This window comes from Embleya sp. NPDC020630 (genome assembly GCF_044334985.1).
Taxonomy (GTDB): domain Bacteria; phylum Actinomycetota; class Actinomycetes; order Streptomycetales; family Streptomycetaceae; genus Embleya.
Genome location: NZ_JBIRUB010000031.1, coordinates 51,597 through 72,813, shown reverse-complemented (window position 1 = coordinate 72,813; position 21,217 = coordinate 51,597). Strand labels below are relative to the sequence as shown.

Below are 21,217 nucleotides of genomic sequence, written 5' to 3'. Positions count from 1 at the left end.
CCCCCGACCGCCTCTACACCGGGCGCGGCGCGGCGTTGGACGCGTTGGTGGAGGGTGAGGCGTGGCATCCGCCGCATTGGCCGGTGGCGTGGCAGCGGCACCTGACGTACGCGGCCGAGTACCTGCGCGAGCGGGCCGGGCGGGGTACGGGTGGCCGGTTGGACGACGTGGGCCTGGACATCGTTCACCGCGGGACGTCGATCGGGCGGTGGGTGGCTCGGCAGCGGTCCGGGTGGGACGGGCTGAACGAGCCGCAGCGCGAGCAGTTGGTGGCGCTCGGGTTGACCCCGCCCGCGGCGGTCGACGCGGTGGCCGAGGCGGCGGCGGTGCCGGTGCCGGACGGGCTCGGCCCAAGCGCACACGCGAGCAGGCGTGGACGATCGCGGTGAGCGCGGCGGCGGCCTACCGGAACCGGGTCGGGCACCTGGAGGTGCCGCGCGCCCATGTGGAGACGGTGACCGCGTTCGACGGATGGCCCGAGGACGTCAGGCTGGGGGTATGGATCACCACCACCAGGTCGCGGCGGGCGAAACTCTCCGCCGAACGCATCGCCGAACTGGACGCGCTCGGCATGCGCTGGGGGTGAACGTGAACAGCCCCGGGCCGTGTGTGGTTCGGGGCTGTTGTGTGTGGTCGCGTCGTGGGGCACGGCCCGTACGGGACACCGAGGCGGATAAGGAACCACGGAGCGGAGCGACAACGCCGGAAGCTGTACCGACGAACGGGACACCCGTAATACCGATCTGTACGAAACCGACCCGCTCATCCATCAAAAACGCAGCACCGATTCGGCATCCGATGACAGCGACCAATGCTCGGATGAAGTCACCCCACCGGCCCCGGACACCCCCACACCCGACTGACACAACCATGCCGAAAACCCACCGACACACCCCCACCGATCATCAACCCGCCGCATTGGCCGGTGGCGTGGCAGCGGCACCTGACCCACACGGCCGAGTACCTGCGCGAGCAGGCCGAGAGAGGCGCGGGGGCGCAGTTGGACGACGTGGGCCTGGACGTCGTCCACCGGGGGACGGGGATCGGGCGGTGGGTGGCCCGGCAGCGGTCCGGGTGGGACGGGCTGAACGAGCCGCAGCGCGAGCAGCTGCTCGCGCTCGGACTCACCCCGCCCGCGACGGCCGACACTGCGGAGGCCGAGGCGGCGGCGGCAGTGGCGGTGGCGGTGCCGGACGGGCCTCGGCCCAAGCGCACGCGCGAGCAGGCGTGGGCGATCGCGGTGGCCGCGGCGGCGGCGTACCGGAACCGGGTCGGGCACCTCGAAGTCCCGCGCGCCCACGTCGAGACGGTGACCGCGTTCGACGGATGGCCCGAGGACGTCAGGTTGGGAGTGTGGATCACCACCACCAGGAGCAGGCGGGCGAAACTCTCCGCCGAACGCATCGCGGCGCTGGACGCGTTGGGCATGCGCTGGACATGAGCGGGGGGTCGGGTATGTGGGGTTCGAGGCGTCGATCGGTGACCGGTCGACGCCTCGGGCGAGTCCGGGCACGAGCCCCGCCGGGCCGACTCCGCGGTCCGTCGGCCGGCTCTCGAACATCGGCCCCGGTGTGAGGTGCCCTGTCGGGTTTGCCCGGCAGTACCGGGGCAGGGCCGGGCCGAGGTCGCGAACACCGAACCGCGCCGCCGCGGCGCACCACCCGATCCCCCGCCCGAACACAAGGAATCCGTAGGGATTCCCGCGATACATCCGGCAATCCAGCCGAACCACGGAACCACAGGGTCACCACACCCAAGTCCCCGGGGCGGAACCGGACACCCCGCGATCCGGGCAGGTCGAACGACACCAGGGGAAAACACGGATCCGTCCAGCCGAACCCCGGGGACCACAGCGCAGGCCCACAAAGAAACCCGAGAACTCACAGTGAACGAACCGTCACCAGTGGCCGCACCGAGGATGTCCCTCCGCAGGCACGTCGGTCCTGAGGGGAGTTTGCCGCTCTTGGTCGTCGCTCAGGCCGGCGACCGCGCCAGCGGGACGGCGAGAAGCAGCGTTTGCAACACTACGAAAGCTCGCCGCGCAGCGTTTGCTTCACTCTGGGCGAAGCAAATGCTGCGGTGTCTTGTTACGATCGTTGTATGGATCGCGATGATGCGCTGCGAGTATTGGGCGAGGTCGCCGCCGATCAGTGGGGGCTGGTCACGACCCGTCAGGCGGAAGCCGCCGGTGTCTCCCGTGTGAACCTGGCGCGCCTCGCCGACATCGACCTGGTGGAGAGCGTCAGCCGTGGCGTCTATCGGGTGTCCGGAAGCGCGTCCACGTCCCACCTGGAGATCAAGGTCGCGTGGCTTCGTCTGGATCCCGGTGTCCCAGCGTGGCGGCGCGCGGTCGGTGACGGGCTGTCCGGTGTCGTCTCCCACGCCTCGGCCTGTGAGCTCCACGATCTCGGGGACATCCCGGCGGACGAGGTCCACATCTCGGTTCCCCGTCGCCGCACGACCCGGGAGCTTGCGGTGCGTCTACATCTGCTCGCCCACGAACCCGGCGACGTCACCGTCGTGGACGGCCTTCCCGTCACGACCGTCGACCGCACGATCTGCGACCTACTCGCCACCCGCGCCGACGCCGGCCATGTCGGCCGCGTCTTGGTCGACGCGGATCGGCGAGGCCTGACCGACACGCGCGTCCTCGCCGACCGCGTGCAGCCGTTCGCACGCGCTTACGGCCTGCGCAACGCGGACGGCGGCGAGTTGCTGGAGCACCTGGCCGAGCAAACCGGCTCCCTACTGCGCGATCAGCAGCTCACCACCGCAGGTGAACGCGCCATCGAGTCCGAGCGGCATCTCCGGCTCGACCCGACCGAGACGTACAGGAACCTTGCCCTCGTCAACGCCGGGTGGCGCAACGCGATGCGCGAGATCGCAGGGCCGCTCGAGGAAATACACGAGGCGATGGCACCGATCGCCGAGTTGGCCGAGATGCTGAGCAAGCTCGTGCTCCCCGGTGTCGCCTACCAGAAAGCAATGCAGCAGGCGCAGGTTCCCTATATCCGATATTGGGAGGCCCTTCGTGAGATCGGGGCCCCGTCCGTAGAGCTCCAGCGCGCCATCGCCGAAGCCACCCGGCCGACCATCCCCACCTCGGACGCCGTGCGAAAGGCCCTGCGCGCCGGACCCGTGCGTCCGACCACGCCTTTGTCGAAGTCTTTGAACGACGCCATCACGGCGGCCGTCGAAGGGCGCCTCGACGATGCGGGCGACGACGAAGACACGTCCGAGCCTTCCGAAACTGCGGACACGGAACGGTAATTCGGTCCGCAACGACGCCCGTGCTGCGTAGGGTCGGTCCTTCCACCTACTCGTGGGAGCACGCGATCAAGACCTACGACAGCCCCCGGGCGTTCCGTGATGCCCTTACGCAGCGGGCCAAGCAAATCGCCCCGCGTGGCAACCCCAGCCCCGTTCTGCGCGGGTTCTACTTTCAGCGGCTGCTCGCGCGCCTGTTCCAGGCCGATCCCGACGGTTGGCTGCTCAAAGGCGGCCAGGCCCTGCTGGTGCGCTTTCCCGCCGACGCTCGCCTGAGCAAGGACATCGACCTCCAACGCGTCACCACCGCGGCCGCGGCAGGCCGGGAGGAAGCCCACGCGGCCCTCCTGAAGGCCGCCGCCGTCGACCTGGGCGACTTCCTGTCCTACGTACCGGGCAAGACCAGCGACCACGGTGCCGAAACGGAGGGGATCGACCAGACGTTCACCGTCTACCTCGGCACGACCAGGGTGGACACCGTGCACGTCGACCTCGTCATCCGCCGCAACATCACCGCCGTCCCCGAAACCGTCCCGCTCGAACCCCGACCGCTCCTGGACTGGCCCCTCGACTGGCCCATGATCAAGCTCTATCCACTCGTGGACCACGTCGCCGACAAGATCTGCGCCATCCACGAATGGCGAGGGACGAAACCACCGAGCCGTTTCCGCGACCTGGCCGACGTCCTCCTCATCGGCCAGCGCGAGACCCTGGACGCCGCCGCGTGCCACCACGCGCTCCACACCGAGGCCGCGTTGCGTCGGGCATGCGGATGGCCCGAGCTGAGGCTGCCGGAAACCTTCGAACTGCCCCACGCCTCCTGGGTCTCGGGTTACCGCACGGCAGTCGCGGACGTACCCGGCCTCGACAGCTGCGCCACCTGGGACGCGGCTTTCCCCCAAGCGAGCGCATTCATCACACCCCTGCTCGGCCCCGCCTTCACCGGCACCTGGGACCCACGTCTACGGGTGTGGACAACCTCCTGACCGCGCAACACAGCCGTGGCGGGAACAGGCACAGGTCTCCACCCGGACGGCCGGCCCTCGCACCGATCCGCCGCCGACCCTGGAGGCGTCGTAGACGATGCCAACCCCAACAGTCCCCGACATCTCCATCGTTGGCGCGCGTTCGCGCAAGACGTGGCGGTCAACGTCGTCGCGCACCTCTTGGTCGTCGCCGCTGTCGCCCTGATCGCCGCATTGCTCGCTCCGTAACGCCGCAGCGGCCGAACGGCGAGCTCGGTCAGGGCCCCGCCGTGTTCGTCCTGAACGCGGGAGATCTTCTCCAACAGGTCGGTACGCGACTGCTCCACGCGCTGCCGCTGCCGAGCCGCCCGAGCCTCCGTGCGATCCAGGACATCCCGTGTCTCGACCAGACGCTCCAACGCGGCAACCCGCCGCTCGAGCTGCGCGTCGAAGGCGCTCTCGTAGATCGGGGCCTAGTCGTCGTCGGACACGCGGTTCATCCCTCTCGAGGTGGTCCGCCCAGTGTGCACCGCAGGATCACTCGGACACCGAGCCGGCGCCTCGTGGTTCCCATCGGAACCAAAGCGGCGGTGTCGCGATGTACCCGCGCGGTTCCTCGAATGTCCACACGGTTGGACGGGCCGCGCGGAAAGTGTCCCACGTGGGACACTTTCGGGCTCGACGCAAGCCCGTGGGCCGGTCTTGGGCGTCCGGCGTCACGCCCCGCGTGCCGCGTCACCTGCGGCCCGGCTCGACGAGGACGGCGACATCTGGCCCCCACGAAGGTCCACGTTTCGCATCCGGTCGACCACCTCTCGTGACAGGCTCCGAGAATCCGGGGATCGCGCGAAGGGGAGGGATCGTGAACGTGCTGGCGATCTACAAGGCACGTCAGGCTCACAAGAAACGACTGATCAAAGCGGCCGGGGTCACCACGGTCGACTTGGTGTGTACTGACGACACCTGGGACTTCATCCATCGGATCTGCACCCGCGAATACGGCACGGCGATGTTCAAGGACGGGGCTGCGGTTCGCCGGGAGGACGGGTTGGCCGAGATCTCGTTCTCGGGCCCCAGCCTTGTCAAGCTTCTGATCCGAACCGAGTGGATCCGACGAGCCCACGTTTCCTCGAGCCCGGACTGGGCGCTGGCCACGCGCATATACGACGCCGCCGCCGAGGTCGTGGACCGTATCGACCTGACCACCGACAAGGGCGAACAGCTTCCGCCGATCGTCATCGATGCCCGGGTAAACGGGAACTGACCATCTACGGCATGCGCGTGCCCGGCGGCCTCAAAACGGCCACCGGGCACGCGTTATCGGGGGTCCCCTTTTTTTGTCCCCGATCGTGCTGTCGTGTGGGGGACGCCCGGGGCCAGGGCGCGGTCCGGGGGAAGGGGTTGGGTGATGCGGCGCATGCGCGGGTCGTCGGTCGACCCGGCCGCCGAGGAGAACCCGAACCGCGCCCTGGTCTCCACGATCACGGCGCCCGCGGCGGCTGCGCGCTGCTCGGGCCCGCCAGCGCACCTGCGGCTGCCACAGGCGGCGGACCTCCGCATCGATCCGGGCGGCGACGACCGGTGGCGGGTGCTTGCGGTCGCCCTTCAGGTAGCGCTCGATCGTGCGTTGGCTGACGCCGAGGACGGCGGCGACGTTGTGGGTGCGGCCCTGGTTCTTGCTCATCAGGAACCGCACGCGGGCCTTCGTCGACTTCGGGGGCTTACGTGTGAGGACATGCTGCGCGGCCTGGTCCAGGCCGTCACCGATCTTGCCCACCGGTTGCTCCGTTCGTTGCGGTGTCGGAGCTCGATGTCGTTCGAGGGGTCGAGTACTTGTTCATCTGTGGGAGCTCACGCCGGTGGGTCCTGCCGCCAGGTTCCCGAGTGGAGGTCGGGCTTGCGTGGGCCGGTGATCGTGGCCGCAGGCATGGTGGAGTCGATCGGGTCGGGAATGTTGGGTACGGGGTGCAGTGTCTCGAGGTTGGACAGCGGTGACAGGGCTGCCTCCAGGGTTGGGTAGACGGGCAGGTACGGCGTGACGCAGGTGAGGATCATGACGCGTCCGACGCGGGCCAGGCTGAGGTCGGACGTCCCGGAGACGACGCGCAGGATCGCGCCGCGTTGGCGGAGGATCTTGAGCGCGTACAGCAGGGTGCTCAGGACGGCGGTGTCCATGAAGGTCACGGCGGACAGGTCGACGATGATCTGGGGGCGTTGTTCGTCGGTGAGGACGCGGTCGAAGCCCGGGCGCAGTCTGCGGGTGGCGTGGACGTCCCATTCGCCGTGGAGGCGGACGATCTGCCATGGGTCGTGGGGGGTGAGTTCGCAGCGCACGCCTTCGCGTTCGTGGACGATTCCCAGGGGCATGTCGATCGCCGGTGTGCGTCGGACGTCCGCGGCGGTGATGGATGTTTCGGTGGGCGTGGTGGGCAGGCGGCCCTCGCGGGCGAGGGTCCAGCGGTTCTGGCACTCGGCCTGGAGGGCGGTGTCGCCGCCGCAGGCGCGTACGAGGGCGCGGGCGCGGTCGAGGGCGAGCAGGCGTTTGCCGGTGAGGCCGTCGCCGAGGGTGCTCTTGGGTACATGGACACCGAACTTGCGCATGCGGACGCAGAGTTCCATGAGGGAGGGTTGTCCGGCGCGCAGTCGTATCTGGGCGAGCCAGTTGGCGAACGCGCGGCGGGGCAGGGGGATTTCGACGATGGCCAGCGGTGCGTCGGCCCGGCCGGTTCGTCGGTTGCGGACGGTCACGGGTTCCCCGTTTCGCCTGGTGGTGTGCGGTGTTGGGCCGTCGCCGGTGGTGGCCTTCCAAGGTAGTGGCGTCCACCGACAGCGTTGCGTGCCGCGGACGTCGGCCGCAGTCGTCTGTCGTCGTCCGCAGGCGTCCGCGTTCGGCCGGGATCGTCCGCGAGGGTGGCGGGAGGGTGTGGCGGTCGTCTTCGATGGTGGCGTTGCAGCACGATCCGGACGGCGTCGTGGCCGCGTCGCCGGTGATCCCGTGAACGCGCGAGCCCTCGCCGGCATGCCGGCGAGGGCTCAGACGTGTTCCGGTCGGATGCGCGGGCTACCACCCCCGACGCGCCGATCGGAGTGCTGAGCCGAGCCCGGGCGAACGAGGTCAACGTCAGCGTGAACACGATAACGCGAAACGCGACCGAAAACTCCCCAGGATTAGGGAATCGCTCCCGGAGTCGTCGAGAATACCCAGGTCACGGAGCATTTCGGCGGTCTTGGTAGTCACTCGGACGGCGGCGTAGGCTAACGTGCGCACATCACCCCGCGGAATGCCCGCCTCCTACCAGGGCGTCCGGCGTTCCCGGGGACATGAACGAGCCCGGGCGAACGAGAAAGAAGGAACGCCAGGAAATGTCCGAAAGTTTCTCGACGCTTTTCTGCGTCGTATTGATCGTTTTCGTGTTGGCGGCGGTGATCGCCTACGCGGTACGGCGGATGAGTACCGCGGCGCCGGCCCGGCTGGCGGGGGTGATCGCGGCCATCACCGCGTTCGCCGGGGTGGTGCCGGCGGTGATCTACGCGGCGCTGAGTGTGTCGCCGGCGTCGACCAGGCCGGTGGCACCCGCAGCCGCCAGCGTCCCCGCCACCGTATCCGCCGCGACCCCGACAAGCCCGAGCCCCACCGCGAGGGGGATAACGGAACCCGGCCCCGCCGCCGTCGACCGCCTCCCGTGAGGAACGGGACGTTGGTGCCCAGGCCTCGACGGACACCCGAACCCGACGAACCACCCGCGGTCCCCTCCCCGAGCTACGCCCGGCGCTCCTACCCGGCGCACAGCTTTCTCGGGCTGCTCGACATCGCGCACCGCGAGGCGCTGTTGCGCAGGGCGTCGGTGTCACGGGTGAACAAGAGCGACGCGAAGAATCTCTACTACGAGAAATCCGTGCTCGTGGTCCTGTCCGGCATCCTCCGGGAGATCCCCTATTCGGGCGACTCCACGAACACGCGTTTGCGTATGACGGGCGACATCGTCGAATCGTCGACCGTATTCGATCCACTCGGCGGGAACGCGATGGTCCACGGCGTGCAATCCACCGCCGTCATCGCGATCCCCCGTCCCGTGTTCACGACATTCCTCGCGACCCGTCCCGACGCCATGACCGCGTTGGCGAAATCCATGGCCCAACGCGAGAAACTCGACCTCTACCTCGACGTCCACGTCCGCCACGGCACCACGCCCGTGCGCATCGCCCGCTATCTGTGTTTCCTCGCCGACTTCCTCGGCGAGGAGACCGGCACGGCCGTCCATCCCGGCATCCGCATCTCCGGCTTCTCGCAGAGCGACATCGCCGAGGGCATCGGCGCCTCCCGGGCCTCGGTGGAGAACTTCTTCCGCGAGCAGCGCACCGCCGGGCGGGTGATAACCGCCTACCGCGTCATCGACATCGTCGACCCCGCCGCGCTTCGGGCGGGGGTGGGCAACATGCCCCCGTGGCAGCCCTGACCGAACCCCGACCACGACGGCCGGTGGCCCGCCCGATTCCGGGCGGGCCACCGGCCGTCGGGTGTCGCGCGACCAGCTCGCTCGCGGTGAGCGACCGGGTCGTCGGCCGCCCCGGTGCTCCACCACGGCCTCGGATCGGCTCAGGCCGGTGTTTCCTCCCGGCCGGCGAGTGGCGATCGGGAAGGCGGAACGACCGTTCCCCGCACGACCGTCGGCGTCGGCGCGTGCGCCGTCTCCTGGACGGGCTCGGTGTCGGCGTCGAGCGCGGACAGCGGCGACAGCGCGACCTCCAGGGTCGGGTAGACGGGCAGGATCTGGTTCAGGCCGGTCACGATCATCACCTTGCCCATCCGGGTGAGGTTGCCCTCGCTCATCCCCGAGACCAGACGCAGGACCGCGCCGCGCAGGCGCATGGTCTGCAGGACGTAGACGAGGCCGCCGAGGAGACTGCTGTCCATGAAGGTGACGTCGGACAGGTCGATCACCACGTGGGGGTGGTGGGTGTCGGCGACGACACTCTCGAGGTGGGGCCGGACGGCGGGCATGACCAGGCCGTCCCAGTCGCCGCTGAAGCGAACGACCTGCCAGGCGCCGTGCTGGACGATGCTGCAGCTGACGCCGGCGCGGCGGTGGTGCGCGCCGAGGGGGATGTCGATGGGTTCGGCGTCGCGCAGGCCGATGTCGGGTCCGCCCTCGGCGGGGGTGCGGGTGATCTGGCCGGCCTTGGCGTTCGTCCACCGGTTGCGGCATTCCGCGAGCAGTCCCTGGCCGCCGCCACAGGCGCGGACGACGGCGATGGCGCGTTCTCTGGAGAGCAAACGACGGCCGGTGAGGCCGTCGCCCAGGGTGCTCTTGGGGATGTCCACGCCCGCGCGCTTGCAGCGGCGACGGATCTCGTCGTAGGACGGGTCGCCGCCGTGTAGACGCACCAGGCAGAGCCAGTTCGCGAAGTCCTTCACGGGATCGGGATCGTCGCCGCAGGCGGGCGGGAGTTCGTCCACGACGGTCGGGACCGGTTCGTCGTGCTCACGAGCGCTCATCTCGATCTCCCCCATGGATCCCCCGGTTGATCCGCGGTCCCCGGCCGGCCGTGGGCTCGATGTGGCGTCGCCCGCGTCCGCCCCCGCCGTCCGCGCCCGTCCGCGATCGTCCGGACGGGTGGTGCCTGCGGCGTCGTCGACGCCGAACATGTGGCGACCGTACCCGCGTTTCGCCCCGCCAGCTCCTGATATCGCAGGGTCCGCGGAGCGCTCGGGTGTCCTGCGGCGTGTTCCTGGACCTACGAACGCATCGAATCATCACCACCGAGCCTCGGCCCGTCGCCGACGCCTGTACCGCCCCGGGGACACCGGATCCGGATGGTGAACGCTCGGAACGGGCGCAGTAGCCCCTGGACGATCGTGGCCCCTGGGCCTGCCGTTCGGCCGCGGATCACGCGTGACGGCCGACCACCCATTCCTTCGGGTCCCCGCCGGGACGGCCGGTGGCGAGGTCCTGGAATCCGGCGAGGCGGTTGCGCACGGAGTCGGCCACGTAGTCCTCGACCGACGCGGCAAGTCCGAGTCCGATCAACTCCCTTACGCGCTCCACCGCTTCCGGCGAAAGCTGCACGCGGACCTCGGCACCGGGAGTCGTATCGATACTCATCCGACGGACGCTACCGCCGCCCTCCGACATCGGGCTTGGACAGCGGCGGGCCGCTCTCCCGGCCCTCGATACCCCCAAGCATCACCTCCCGGATCCTGCCGATCGACCCGACCGAACGTGGGCACGCCGAGACGCAAGCCTGAACCGGCGACACGACCCGGGATGAACGAGGTCCTGCGGGACGGCACGACCCACCACGGGGGAGCGCGGGCGATACGAAACGGCGGCCGCCCCGGGCGCGGGTACTCGTTGACCGCGCTGCCGCCGCGAACACCAATGGCCTGGCCGCGTCCGCGTCGCTCGCCCTCCTGCAGGAGCCGCACGGCAACGCCGTCCAACGCTTGGCGCACCTCGGTCCTGGTCGTCGCGGACTGGGACCGCCCATTCCGCGCACGCTCTACCGCTGTGGCGAGAGCCGGACGCGGACCTCGGCACCGGAGGTCGCGTTGTTACTCGTCGGCGGCCGTCGCGCGCGTCAATCCAATGATCATTTCAATCTCGAATCGCATCGGAATTGGATTATGGAATATAAAATCCCCAATTGACACACTTTACAACGGGCGTGGCCGATATCGCATCCAATATATTCGGGTCACGATTTATTCCGTTGACTCTTCACATCCACTTGAATACGCTCCGCAGACCGACATGGCGCCATGGGGGGCGCCTGACCTGGGGGGGAAATGAGCAGGAATATCAAGCGCCTCGCGGCGGCCGTCGTAGCATTCGCGGCTTTGGCGACAATACCTTATTCCGCTTCTGCCGACACACCCACTGAGCTGTCCGCCGCCGTGTTGGCGGGCATGTCTCCCGAGGAGCAGGGCCGTGTCCTCGAGCCTCTGCGTGTGGTCGCCGACGGGGTGGTCACAGTGGGACGCGACCTGCGCGCGGACATCTACACCTCGGCGGAGATGAGCGCGGACTACAAGGCCCTCAACGTATACCTCACCGACACGTCGCAAGCCGACGCGTTCATCGCACAGGTCCACAAGAAATACCCGAACGCCGACACGAAGCTCATCGTCGTGAAGCAAGGGAAGAACTCCGAGGCCTCGATGGTCCGTGAGGCGTCGCTTCTCCTCGACGACAAGACACTGCCGTTCGAGGTGTATTCGGCGAGCTTCGCGGGCGACGGCGGGAGCATCACTCTCTCCGTAAACGATCCCGGAAACGCGAATAGTTACCTGGTGTCGGCGAAGGGGCGCAATCGAACGGCCGCCCCCACGCTCGACGTCCGCGTCGAGAAAGGGGCTGCGGCCAAGCCGCTGACCCGAGAGAACGACTTCGCCCCGTTCTACGCCGGAGGTGCCCTCGGCGTCGGATCCAGCCCGGAACGTTCCTTCTGCACGAGTGGGATACCGACCATCAGTACCTGGGACAATCGGCAGTGGCTGGTCACCGCCGGACACTGCTACGACGTGGGCGCGCAGGTGTACACGCACGGCGGAAACTACGTCGGCCAGGTCAGGGCGAAGGACCCCAACGTCGACGCGGCCTTCATCGAGGCCGAGACCAGCGACTACACCTGGGACGGCTACGACACGAACGGTTACATGCGCGGCCTCAACGGCGCCCGCTCCACCGTGGCCGGGGACTACGTGTGCAACCTGGGCTACAACACCAAGGTCATGTGCAACATCCGGGTCGCCGGCTCCAACATCTGGCCGGTGAACGGCACGAACATCGTGGGTTCGGTCGGCGGCCAGTGGGACGACTACTACGCCGCGACAGGCGGTGACAGCGGAGGACCGATCATCACCATCAACGACACGAACACCCGCCAGATCAACGGAACCGTCAGCACAGGATTCCGCTGCGACAACGTGGCCTGCAAAAGCGTGGGATGGCCCAGCGCCGTCGCCATCATGAACGCCTTCTCCGTTCGTCTCCACCACCGCTGACACGATTTTCGTCCGGTGCGACCGCCATCGTCGTCGCACCGGACGAAAGTCCGTCTCACGGCAGCGCGTCGAGCCGGGCCGTCGAAATCAGCAACGGATTGGACGCGTCGATCGCACGGCCGCCGGGCCGGTTTCCGTCGGTCGTGGGCGGTGTCATCACGAGCGCCACCGTGTACTTTCCCGGCTCCGCCCACACCTGCTGCCAGGTCACCGCGCCGCACAACCACGCCGGGGTCGGCTGCCGAATGGTCCGACTCCAGGCAGGCCAATCCGGGCTTCGGAGCATACGCCCGGGCGGCAGGGCACCGGCCTCGACGGGACCGCCGACCACGATCCCGTCCCGCAACACCACCACGACGGGATACACCTCGGTGGCGTTCAATCCGTTCGGCGAGGGTGATTCCAGGTCGGCCTCCACCTTCGGCGGGCCGTCCGGTGCGGTGCGTTCGATCCTCAACGGCGACAGACCGAACCCCTCGAACTGCTCCGTCGTGGGGTATCCGAGCGGCCGACCACAGGTGAACGGGCCCGGTTCCTGCGTGCCCCACGCAGGCGCGTCGGGCGGAGTCGGCGCGGCGGCCGAGGTCGACCGATCCGCCGAGTCCGCCCCGCGCACGATCGCGGCGACCACCCCCACACCGCACACGGCCACCGCCGTCGCGGCTGCGGCCGTGCGCAACCGGCGGCGGCGCCGGCGTCGATCGGCTTCCCTCGTCAAGGTCTCCCGGGGCATCTCGCGGAGCGGCCTCGCCTCGTGGGAGAGCGTGTCCAGGGCGTGGCGGATGTCATCTCGGCTCGAGTTCATGGTCTTCCTCCTCGGTGTTCGTCGTGTCCTCGCTCGTCGACATCCGCCGCAGCGCCGCGCGCGCGGCGCTCATCTGGCTCTTGACCGATCCCTGCCCGCATCCCAGGACGTTCGCGATCTCCGCGATCGGAAGATCCTCGAGGTAGTACAGGACCAGGCAGGCCCGCTGCCCCGGCGGCAATCGCGAGAGCAACTCCCGGGTCCACAACCGTGCGGATACCCGCGACTCGGGTCCCTCTTCGTCGAACGACGCCTGTCGCGTACGGAGCATGGGCCGTAGCCGGGCCCACCTTCCTGCCCTGCGGGACTCGTCGATGACCAGGTTGACGATCACCCGCCGGACGTACGCCTCCAACTCCGCCACCTCGCGCGGGTGCCGCCGCGCGAGGGTACGCACCAGGGCCTCCTGCACGAGGTCATCGGCCCGGTCGTCGTCGCCACACAGCAGGAAGGCGTACCGCTTCAACGCCTGCCCACGCGCCGCCACCAGGGAATGCACCACCTCCCCGTCAACACCCATCTGCCCTCCCCCACCCCGACACCCGACCTGTCGTCACCGTCACACCCCTAAAGAACGAACAACCCTCGAGGCGGGTTGGCCGCGTCGGCGAGACGATTCCTGGCCTTCCCACCTCGACGAGACCGGGACCGAGACCACGACCGTCGCTCGCAGCGAGCCGGCAATTCCCGGAGCCTCGAACCACGTTCCCACCGGCAGAGCGCTGAACATCCCGACCGACCCGATCGAGCGCGGGTACGTAAAGCGCGGGCCTGAACCGGCGGCGCACGACCCGGGTGCGAACGGTGGTCCCGCCCAACGGCACGAACCGCTAGGGGGGATCGGGGGGGCGGCGGAACGCCCCCCCGATGGCGCGCCCCGCGTGCCATGGCGCCGGCAGGCGATACGAAACGGCGGCCGCCGCAGGCGTTGGCAGGTATCGGTCGCAGTGGCCGGCGACCGTGAACCATGCCGTCGACTGGTGCTGTTGAGTCCGTGAGGGACGGATTCGTGGGTCGGAAAACGGGCCGACGTCAGGCGGGGGTCGGGTTTTTCAGAGGCGCATCGGCGGATTAGGGATCCGCGAACTCCTCGGCGGTGAACAACGGCCCCAGCTCGTCCCGGACCCGGTCGCCAGGAACGCGGCCCGGGCCACCCGAACCGTCTCCGCCACCCCCATACGACAACGTCGGCTCCCACGACCACAATCAGGTCGTGGGAGCCGACGTCACACCCAGGCCCGAATCAACCAGCAGCGTCCGGTTCCCCGGTCGGGCCCGCCTTGGTTCTCACGCCCGTGTCGGCCTCGATGCCTGGTTCGGATCCTTTGTCAACCCACGGTCGAAGGCGGGTCAATCCCGGAAGTCGGTTTCTGTGGATCGGCCTTGGTCTCGATCAAGCCGGCCAGGTGCCACTTCTTCTCGTGTCCGAACCAGTGCGCCCGCTCGTCAATCCTGATCGGTGCCGCCGTGGTTCCGTTGGTGGCCGTGATGCGGATGTCGTAGATGTCTGCGGAGATGCCCTTGCTCTCGCATTCGAACGAGGCGTCGCGCCATTGCTGCCGGCCGTACTTCTCGATTCGTAACGCGGCATCCTGCTTGCTATTTGGGTCGCCGAGATGTTTGGCCAGTTCCGGCGCATTGCCCTCGTTCAGCAGGCTAACATACCGGGCCATGTACTTCTGCAACGCACCCACATCGGGCGGGGCGGCATAGACTCCCGATGCCTCGGGGCCTCCGGAATTCCGATTTCCGCAGCCCAGAAGAACAGCTGCCAGGAACAGTCCGAGGAGTAATATCGGAATCTTTCGCGTATGCGAGACCGTCACGTGCGCACTCAATGTTCCCCCTGGCTCAGGTCCGATGGGCCCACCAGTCCGCCCCCGGGTTCCCGCTGATCACCTGGCCCAGAGGGATCCACGAAGCATCGTTCGTGTGGGAAGCGATCAACGGATATCCGTTGTAGTCGAAGGCGTGGACCATCATCGTATGGTCCATGACGTTGTCCGGGGTGTTCCAGTCTGCTTGGAGGACGTCTCCGAGGAGCATGTCCCACACGTTCCCGAGTTCGGTCACCCGGTTGTCCACGGCGAACCAGTAGAACGCCTCGGCATTGATCCAGGAGGCGGATTGGTTGGTCCACGTGTACCACCAACTGGTGTTCCCGTGCGGATCGTTCGGATCGTAAGCATCCTCCCAGCCGCCCGCGCGCAGGGCTTGGCTGATGAAGTTGGTGCAGTCCTGTGACCACGATCGGTAGTCCGGGTTGTAGAAGGCTGTCGGCGCGTGGTCCGTCGCATAGCGCGCCATCGCGCCGTAGTCGTAGCCGCCCGACAGTTTCCGGATCTTGGACGATGCCACGGCTGGCCTCGTGGTGGAGGCTGCCGCCTTCTTGCGCGGATCCGACTTGTGCGGCGCCGCCGAGGACACGTCCGGCGTGCTGTCCGCCAACAGAATGAGGCCGTCATCCGCGCGGCGCTGCTGCGACTGGAGAGACCAGATTCCCGCATCCTTCGTGAAGACGAGCGAGTACACGTCGTGTGTCTTCAGTTGCGTGATGCCGGGCGCCGGCGGGTTCCGGTATGTGAGCGCGGCATTCCGGGAGACATCGAGCCGGGCCGTGGATCCGGTGTATGTCACGTCGAGGAGATCAACGTCGGCGGTCGCCTTCGTGTAGGCGATGTCGTAAGAGGCCAGCTCGCTGCGTTGCCTTGCTATCGCGTTGTTCTTATTCTGTTGGTCCGCGAGAGCAGCGCCCGAAATTTGCACTTTCGGGTTCACTGGTCCGACGGTGCGAGTTTTGGGGGCGACTCCGGTGACGATCGATTGGACGCGCTCCCCTAGCAAGGTCTGCGCCGCATCCTTCAGAGCCTCGGTGTCGCTTTTGTCGCGTAACGTTTCGGCGGTTGCGTGAGAAGTGGAGATCAGTGCTCCGCCTGCGATGAGCGCACAGACGGAGAGTAGTCGAACAGGTCCTGACAGGAACATTCGGCCTCCCGAGTTTCGAACGGGCCCGTGTGGGCTCGTTTCAGCGAAACACGTCCGCCGTCCGTCGTGCAATCAATTAATGAGTTTGATCTTTCTCCCGGGTTCTATCGACCGATTTAACCCCAAGGACTCATGGTCGCGCACGTCGGTGAGTCGGGAGAGGTTCTGGAAATACGGAATCAACGATTATTGGTTCCGTTTCTTTATTCAAAAGCGCCAAACTCGCGACGAAAGGGGCGCCTTCCCTCCGCGTTCGAAGACCCGGTCTTGCCTCCGAGGACGGCAGGACTGTGCCCGCGTTGGGCCCGGATCGCGCGGTGGCGTCGCGATGGCTCGCCCAGCACTGCACCGTCCACGACAGACCCGACGCGGTGGACATCGATCCGACCGAGCTGAACTGAACTCGGCGTCTGTCTATCGGGGGATCACCGGGGCGCCTTCGGCGGCCTCATCCACGCCGATGTCCGGGACGACGTCGTTCCCGAATACTGTGAGCATCCCCGGTTCTTGTCGTACTCGCCCGCCCCGAGGACCATGCCGGTCAGTCGTCGGACCGACCGACTGGAGGCGGGACGCCGGTACGCCGGAGAGACCTCGGCCTGCTGCGACCGCGACGTCGCGGTCGGAACGCATGGGTGAGATGTGTCGGCCCTGGGTCGACACATCCCATGGGAAGTTTGCCGCCTGAGGCAAGCGACTTGCCTCAGGCGGCCATGTCCGCGGTCGACGGCCCCGGTCGTCGTCTCGCGCATCCGATGCGGGCTTCGGTCGCTCGGGTCGCCGGATGGAGTGCGGGTCGGGAAGGTGTCTACCCCTTGGGGAGGGTTATCCCCAGTTCGCGCATGGCCTCGGACGGCGGGCCGCCTTCGGAGCGTTGGGTCTTGTGTCCGGGGACCTTGGGCTCCAGGGTGCGGGGGTCGACGGCTTCCGACGGGGCTCCGGAGACGTAGGCGCCGGTCGGGGCCCGGTCGCGGTCGTGGGGGGCGAGCCAGAAGACGCGGCGGCGGTAGGTCCCGGAGGCCCGGGACGCCTTCGCGCGGGGGCCGAGGATGGCGTAGCCGACCATGCGGCCGTCGCGGTGGAACGCGGGGACACCGGCTCGGCGTGGGAGGCGGTCGAGGACCTGGCGGACGTAGTCGAGGTCGGCGGGGTCCTCGAGCCAGACGATGTCGGCCTCGTGGGCGATCTGGTCCGGCGTGATCAGCGCGCTCACGGCGTCTCCTCGGTGTCGTCGAGCAGGCCGATGCCCGGGTAGTACTTGCGTTGGTTGGACGTGGTCATCTGGCGGGGCGAGGTGAGTCCGACCGTCTCTCGGATCCTGGCCGCGAACGCGCGGGCGGAAACCGGGGAGGTGTCCTCGAAGCCGCACCAGGTGCGGTAGGCCGCGTACAGGCCGGTCTGTTCGGCGCGCACCCCGGCGGCGAGGGTGCAGCGTTCGTCGACGAAGCGGCCGATGTGGTCCTCGGTCTCGGCGTAGGCGTGGGTGGCGACGCGGACGCGGGGCGGGCCGGTGAGGTCGCGGTCGCCGGCGAGGTAGCGGCGGGCGCCCTCGACGAGCCAGGCAAGGATGCCGGGGCCTTCCTCGGAGACGAGGACCTGGGCGAGGTTGTCGACGCGGTGTTCGTCGGCGACGACGCGTTCGAACGGGACGAGGCGCATGCGGCGCCAGAACGCGAAGCCGCCGCTGGTGACTTCGGGGCGGTGGTTGCCGAGCAGCCAGAGCTTGTGGGTGGGTTCGAAGCTGAAGAAGTCCTGCCGCATGCGGCGGGCCTTGAGGCGGTCGCCGCCGGTGAGGAGTTTGAAGCGGGCCTCGTCGAAGCGGTCGCCGGGTTTGAGTTCGGAGCAGACGATGACGCGGCGGCCGTGGAGTTCGGCGAGGTCAGTGGGGTGTCCCTCGAACGGTTTGGCCATGAGGAATCCGGGTGGGGCGGCGTCGGCGTAGTCGCCGAGGAGTGTCACCAGCACGTCCAGGAGGACGCTCTTGCCGTTCTTCCCGAGGCCGTACAGGAACGGCATGATCTGCGCGCCGACATCGCCGGTGACGGAGTAGCCGAGGAGCAGGTGGAGGAAGTCGATCATCTCCGCGCCTTCGGCGTCGTCGCCGAAGGTGTCGGCGAGGAAGCGGTTCCAGCGCGGGGTGGGCATCGCGGCGGGGGCGACGGTGCAGGAGCGGGAGTGGTTGTGTTTCTCCGGGTCGGGGGCTTCGACTGCTCCGGTGTGCAGGTCGACGACGCCGCCGGGCGTGCACAGGGCGTAGGGGTCGGCATCGAGGTGCTCGGCGCGGAGCACCATGCCAGGCGCGGCCTGGGCCTGCATGAGCATGGATTTGAGGCCCGAGGTGGACAGCGATCGGCGGCGGTGTTTGCGCAGTTCGGCATCGGAGTGGACCCGGTGGGGGTCGGAGGTGGCAAGGGTCTCGGCCATGTCGCCGGCCGCCCACAGTACGGTGTCGTCCTCGTCGAGTTGCCAGCGGTGTTCGGCCCACCGGTACCAGCCCAGGCCGGGGACGTGGCGGAAGTCCGCGCCGTACAGGGCGACGAAGGCCTTCGCGTTGCCGCGGTCGGAGAGCGAGTCGGGGACCAGGCCGTGGCGGGTCGCTCCGCCCGGCCCCGGGGTCGGTACGGGGCCGGTGTCCTGGGTGGGGAACAGCGGCAGGGTCGCCTGGATCTGCGCGGCGACCGCCGCGGCGTCGAAGCGAGGTGAGGGCGGGGTACCGCTCACGGGCGGCCTCCGGGATTCAGGGGCCGGGCGCGGCCGGCGGTCATGCCGCCGCGGATGGTGGACAGGGACCGCTGGGCGTGGCCGGGGCGGGCATGTTCGGCGGCCTCCAGGAGCAGCCGTTCGGCATCGGCCGGGTCAAGGTGCCCGGCGGCGATCAGGCCGCCGGCGGTGTAGGCGGCCCGGTTGAGTTTGTCGTTGAATCCAGCGCCCGAGGGCACGAGCGCACAGTCGGCGACGTCCTGCAGGACGGTCGCCAACGCCTTGGCCGCGAGGTGTGCCCCGCCGCCCGCGGCCGCCACCGCGAGCCGGGCGCGTGGCGGTACCCGGTGGTGGCGGGTGGTGGGGTCGGGCCGGTCGGCGTGGCCGGTGCGGGCGAGTTCGGTCGCCAGCCATGCGGGCAGCGGCGCCGGGACGCGGCAGGAGCCTTCCGGGGTGTAAATGCCGACGGGGGTGCGGGTGCCGGGGGCAACGATGTAGCCGCCGACACCGCGTACGTCGACCTGCCAGGCCAGGGCGCGGGCGGTGCTCGATCCGCTGGAGCACAGCCACTTGCGGGTCGGGGTGGTGCGGTACCAGATGTGCATGCCGCCGGAGGGTGTGCGTACGCGGAGGGTGTCCTCGTCCTCCGTGGGGTCCGGGGCGCCGCGAAGCGCGGCGAGCAGGGCCAGGCTGTCGAAGCCGCTCGCGAGGCCGGTCAGGTCGACGTGGTCGCCGATGGTGATGCCCGGCAACAGGCGGTCCCGGGCGGGCAGGGGCGCGTCGTGGGCGTCGACGTCGATGACGACCAGGTCGGCCGGGCCGCACGCCACGCCCACGCCGAAACGCGATCCGCGGCCCCACCAGGCGCGGATGCGTTCCGGGTCGAGCGTCGCGGCGTGGAAGCCGTGGCACCAGCGACCGGCCGCCAGGCACGGGCACCCGAGGTGGGTGTGGCCGGGCTCGTGGCAGGCCTCGCAGTTCGCGGGCGGTGTCTTGCGTTGCGGGGCCAGTGGGTGCACCGGCCATCCGGAGCGTGCGCACCAGCGGGCCACCGCCAACGCCCCGGGCACCGCGTCCCGTTGCTGCCCCATCACACCGGCCTCCCCGATACCCGAGCCCTCGTGTCGACCGGCGACCGAGGCGTGACGACAACCGGAGCGAGGATCCGGCGGAGGGCGCCGGATGCCTCGGCGGGGTCGCCCGGACGGCGCGGTACGTGTACACCGATGGCCCTCGGTCCGGCCTCGGCCGCTCGCGCACGGTCGCTGACTGAACCTGTCGATCGGGCGTCGTCCTTTCGGTCGCTGACCGAACGGCCAGGTCACAGGGCTGTGGAGCAACAGTAGCGACCGAAGCGACTGAAGCTCCCAATTGGTTTCAGGGACGTCAGGGTAGCGGAGACCCCCACTCGGAACGGCTCGGACCGGTATTCCGCGTGTCAGCTACCCAAGACTCGCCGGACCAGCGACCGAAGAGATCGGTCGCTGACCCGACCGATACGGAAAAGGCCCAGGTCACAGCCCTGCGAACCAGGGATCAGCGACCGAAGCGACTGAACGTCGGACTCTATGACGCACACGCGCACACGCGAATGTCCTCATAATCCGGAAGTTCGGTCGCTTCGGTCGCTATCCGAAGGAACGCAACGCTGTGACCTGCGGATTCGCACAGCGACCGAAGCAACGACCGAAGGTTCCGGTCGCTCGCCGAGCGATGCCACGCACGTACCCCCACATACGGAAAACACAATTCCTCTTGTGAAGTTCGGTCGCTTCAGTCGCTCCGGCCGCTCCACCGGCTCACGGCGGCGCGTTCTCCGGCTCGTCGTCGCTCCAACGCCACGAGAAGGCGGCCGGGGCGGCGGAATACACAAACGTGTTGCCGATGTCCCGGCAACGGCCGTTGCAGCTACCGCAACACCCCACACCCGACCGAGGCTCGTCGCCGACACCGGCGGAAACGGCATCGGAGGTCCCGGGAACACCCTGTCCGAACAGCCCACCCCAGAGTCGGAACACGAGCAGGAGCCCGTACCTGGCCCACCCCCGTCGCGGCACCGACGACGCGTCATCGCACTACTCGGCCTGCTCCTGGCTACCGCGAAAAACTGCCGAGTACGGCGGAGCTCTTCCAGATCGTCGTCCTCGCCTACCGACTGGCCTGGCAAGCACGCGATGTTGTCGAGATCTACGAAGAGACCAGTAGGCCCCGGCCGTAGCCCTCTTGGTTCAAACGAGGTCGGCGGAGTTGTTGTCGTTCCAGCCGTCCTCGATCTGCATGTAACCGTGAAGGGAGTGGGAATGGCGGACCCCGGCCGCCCTGGTCGGCAATGGCCACCGCGTCGCGGCCCTTGCGGCGGGACATCGAGGCGTGGCCGACGCACAGCGAGTGTCCGGTCCAGGCGACCGCGACCCCGGCCCGGGCGCTCACGCGCTTCACCGCGCGGGTGATCGAGTCAGGGGTCATGCCAGCGGTGACGTGGCCCCATTG

The 21,217-nt window shown here is 68.7% G+C and carries 20 protein-coding genes; 9 read left to right on the top strand and 11 right to left on the bottom strand.

From position 1 onward, the window contains the following. Positions 1–35 precede the first annotated feature (35 nt). The 6 genes from ACH4XV_RS44740 to ACH4XV_RS44715 all read left to right on the top strand — a co-directional run bounded on the left by ACH4XV_RS44740 (position 36) and on the right by ACH4XV_RS44715 (position 5,496). Positions 36–389 (top strand): helicase associated domain-containing protein, encoded by a 354-nt coding sequence (locus ACH4XV_RS44740; RefSeq protein WP_395799730.1) that lies wholly within the window; start codon positions 36–38, stop codon positions 387–389. Further along, on the top strand, positions 386–586 hold the full coding sequence (locus ACH4XV_RS44735; protein ID WP_395799728.1) for a helicase associated domain-containing protein: 201 nt from the start codon (positions 386–388) through the stop codon (positions 584–586). The genes ACH4XV_RS44740 and ACH4XV_RS44735 overlap by 4 nt, the downstream gene beginning before the upstream one ends. A 339-nt stretch (positions 587–925) precedes the next feature. After that, entirely contained in the window at positions 926–1,441 is a 516-nt protein-coding gene (locus ACH4XV_RS44730) for a helicase associated domain-containing protein (protein ID WP_395799726.1), read from the top strand. A 659-nt stretch (positions 1,442–2,100) separates the two neighbouring features. Continuing rightward, positions 2,101–3,270 (top strand): type IV toxin-antitoxin system AbiEi family antitoxin domain-containing protein, encoded by a 1,170-nt coding sequence (locus tag ACH4XV_RS44725; RefSeq protein WP_395799724.1) that lies wholly within the window; start codon positions 2,101–2,103, stop codon positions 3,268–3,270. Positions 3,271–3,290: 20 nt separating this feature from the next. After that, positions 3,291–4,253 carry a nucleotidyl transferase AbiEii/AbiGii toxin family protein gene (locus tag ACH4XV_RS44720; RefSeq protein WP_395799722.1) on the top strand — a complete coding sequence of 321 codons (963 nt, stop codon included), beginning with the start codon at positions 3,291–3,293 and terminating at the stop codon, positions 4,251–4,253. Positions 4,254–5,094: 841 nt separating this feature from the next. Continuing rightward, positions 5,095–5,496, top strand: a complete 402-nt coding sequence (locus ACH4XV_RS44715) for a hypothetical protein (RefSeq protein ID WP_395799720.1) — start codon at positions 5,095–5,097, stop codon at positions 5,494–5,496. A gap of 30 nt (positions 5,497–5,526) precedes the next feature. On the opposite strand, the gene tpg is transcribed toward ACH4XV_RS44715, so the two are convergent. Together tpg and ACH4XV_RS44705 are read right to left on the bottom strand one after the other, a co-directional pair. After that, complete coding sequence (gene tpg, locus ACH4XV_RS44710) at positions 5,527–6,009, bottom strand: telomere-protecting terminal protein Tpg (protein WP_395799718.1); 483 nt, start codon at positions 6,007–6,009, stop codon at positions 5,527–5,529. A 74-nt stretch (positions 6,010–6,083) separates the two neighbouring features. After that, positions 6,084–6,980, bottom strand: a complete 897-nt coding sequence (locus tag ACH4XV_RS44705; RefSeq protein ID WP_395799716.1) for an STAS domain-containing protein — start codon at positions 6,978–6,980, stop codon at positions 6,084–6,086. Between the two features lie 615 nt (positions 6,981–7,595). On the opposite strand from ACH4XV_RS44705, the gene ACH4XV_RS44700 reads away from it, so the two are divergent. Together ACH4XV_RS44700 and ACH4XV_RS44695 are read left to right on the top strand one after the other, a co-directional pair. Then, the gene (locus ACH4XV_RS44700) at positions 7,596–7,919 is read left to right on the top strand and encodes a hypothetical protein (RefSeq protein WP_395799714.1); all 324 of its coding nucleotides are present in this window, start codon (positions 7,596–7,598) and stop codon (positions 7,917–7,919) included. 14 nt (positions 7,920–7,933) lie between these two features. Then, positions 7,934–8,689, top strand: coding sequence for a Crp/Fnr family transcriptional regulator (locus ACH4XV_RS44695; protein WP_395799712.1), 756 nt, complete (start codon positions 7,934–7,936; stop codon positions 8,687–8,689). Between the two features lie 140 nt (positions 8,690–8,829). Here the strand turns inward: ACH4XV_RS44695 and ACH4XV_RS44690 are convergent, their stop codons facing one another. Both ACH4XV_RS44690 and ACH4XV_RS44685 read right to left on the bottom strand, forming a co-directional pair. Then, on the bottom strand, positions 8,830–9,729 hold the full coding sequence (locus ACH4XV_RS44690; RefSeq protein WP_395799710.1) for an STAS domain-containing protein: 900 nt from the start codon (positions 9,727–9,729) through the stop codon (positions 8,830–8,832). Positions 9,730–10,120: 391 nt separating this feature from the next. Further along, complete coding sequence (locus ACH4XV_RS44685) at positions 10,121–10,336, bottom strand: hypothetical protein (RefSeq protein WP_395799708.1); 216 nt, start codon at positions 10,334–10,336, stop codon at positions 10,121–10,123. 683 nt (positions 10,337–11,019) lie between these two features. Here ACH4XV_RS44685 and ACH4XV_RS44680 point away from each other — a divergent pair. Further along, positions 11,020–12,237: a hypothetical protein gene (locus ACH4XV_RS44680; protein WP_395799706.1), complete on the top strand. Its 1,218-nt coding sequence runs from the start codon at positions 11,020–11,022 to the stop codon at positions 12,235–12,237. Positions 12,238–12,292: 55 nt separating this feature from the next. Here ACH4XV_RS44680 and ACH4XV_RS44675 read toward each other — a convergent pair whose 3' ends face one another. From ACH4XV_RS44675 to ACH4XV_RS44645, 7 genes are all read right to left on the bottom strand, one after another. Continuing rightward, entirely contained in the window at positions 12,293–13,042 is a 750-nt protein-coding gene (locus tag ACH4XV_RS44675) for a hypothetical protein (RefSeq protein WP_395799704.1), read from the bottom strand. After that, positions 13,023–13,562 (bottom strand): RNA polymerase sigma factor, encoded by a 540-nt coding sequence (locus ACH4XV_RS44670; RefSeq protein ID WP_395799702.1) that lies wholly within the window; start codon positions 13,560–13,562, stop codon positions 13,023–13,025. Before ACH4XV_RS44670 ends, ACH4XV_RS44675 begins: the two co-directional genes overlap by 20 nt. A gap of 808 nt (positions 13,563–14,370) precedes the next feature. Next, positions 14,371–14,868 (bottom strand): hypothetical protein, encoded by a 498-nt coding sequence (locus ACH4XV_RS44665; protein WP_395799700.1) that lies wholly within the window; start codon positions 14,866–14,868, stop codon positions 14,371–14,373. Between the two features lie 25 nt (positions 14,869–14,893). Continuing rightward, positions 14,894–16,027, bottom strand: a complete 1,134-nt coding sequence (locus ACH4XV_RS44660) for an amidase domain-containing protein (RefSeq protein WP_395799698.1) — start codon at positions 16,025–16,027, stop codon at positions 14,894–14,896. A gap of 808 nt (positions 16,028–16,835) precedes the next feature. Further along, positions 16,836–17,240 (bottom strand): DUF6009 family protein, encoded by a 405-nt coding sequence (locus tag ACH4XV_RS44655; RefSeq protein WP_395799696.1) that lies wholly within the window; start codon positions 17,238–17,240, stop codon positions 16,836–16,838. Next, positions 17,237–18,748: a phage/plasmid primase, P4 family gene (locus ACH4XV_RS44650; protein ID WP_395799694.1), complete on the bottom strand. Its 1,512-nt coding sequence runs from the start codon at positions 18,746–18,748 to the stop codon at positions 17,237–17,239. Before ACH4XV_RS44650 ends, ACH4XV_RS44655 begins: the two co-directional genes overlap by 4 nt. Next, the gene (locus tag ACH4XV_RS44645; RefSeq protein ID WP_395799693.1) at positions 18,745–19,818 is read right to left on the bottom strand and encodes a bifunctional DNA primase/polymerase; all 1,074 of its coding nucleotides are present in this window, start codon (positions 19,816–19,818) and stop codon (positions 18,745–18,747) included. The genes ACH4XV_RS44650 and ACH4XV_RS44645 overlap by 4 nt, the downstream gene beginning before the upstream one ends. Positions 19,819–21,217 lie beyond the last annotated feature (1,399 nt).

Bases quoted from the DNA above. Each gene is read 5' to 3' on its own strand.
- ACH4XV_RS44725 (WP_395799724.1), top strand. From the start codon at position 2,101: ATGGATCGCGATGATGCGCTGCGAGTATTGGGCGAGGTCGCCGCCGAT.
- ACH4XV_RS44700 (WP_395799714.1), top strand. From the start codon at position 7,596: ATGTCCGAAAGTTTCTCGACGCTTTTCTGCGTCGTATTGATCGTTTTC.
- ACH4XV_RS44690 (WP_395799710.1), bottom strand. From the start codon at position 9,729: ATGAGCGCTCGTGAGCACGACGAACCGGTCCCGACCGTCGTGGACGAA.
- ACH4XV_RS44685 (WP_395799708.1), bottom strand. From the start codon at position 10,336: ATGAGTATCGATACGACTCCCGGTGCCGAGGTCCGCGTGCAGCTTTCG.
- ACH4XV_RS44680 (WP_395799706.1), top strand. From the start codon at position 11,020: ATGAGCAGGAATATCAAGCGCCTCGCGGCGGCCGTCGTAGCATTCGCG.
- ACH4XV_RS44675 (WP_395799704.1), bottom strand. From the start codon at position 13,042: ATGAACTCGAGCCGAGATGACATCCGCCACGCCCTGGACACGCTCTCC.
- ACH4XV_RS44670 (WP_395799702.1), bottom strand. From the start codon at position 13,562: ATGGGTGTTGACGGGGAGGTGGTGCATTCCCTGGTGGCGGCGCGTGGG.
- ACH4XV_RS44660 (WP_395799698.1), bottom strand. From the start codon at position 16,027: ATGTTCCTGTCAGGACCTGTTCGACTACTCTCCGTCTGTGCGCTCATC.
- ACH4XV_RS44645 (WP_395799693.1), bottom strand. From the start codon at position 19,818: ATGGGGCAGCAACGGGACGCGGTGCCCGGGGCGTTGGCGGTGGCCCGC.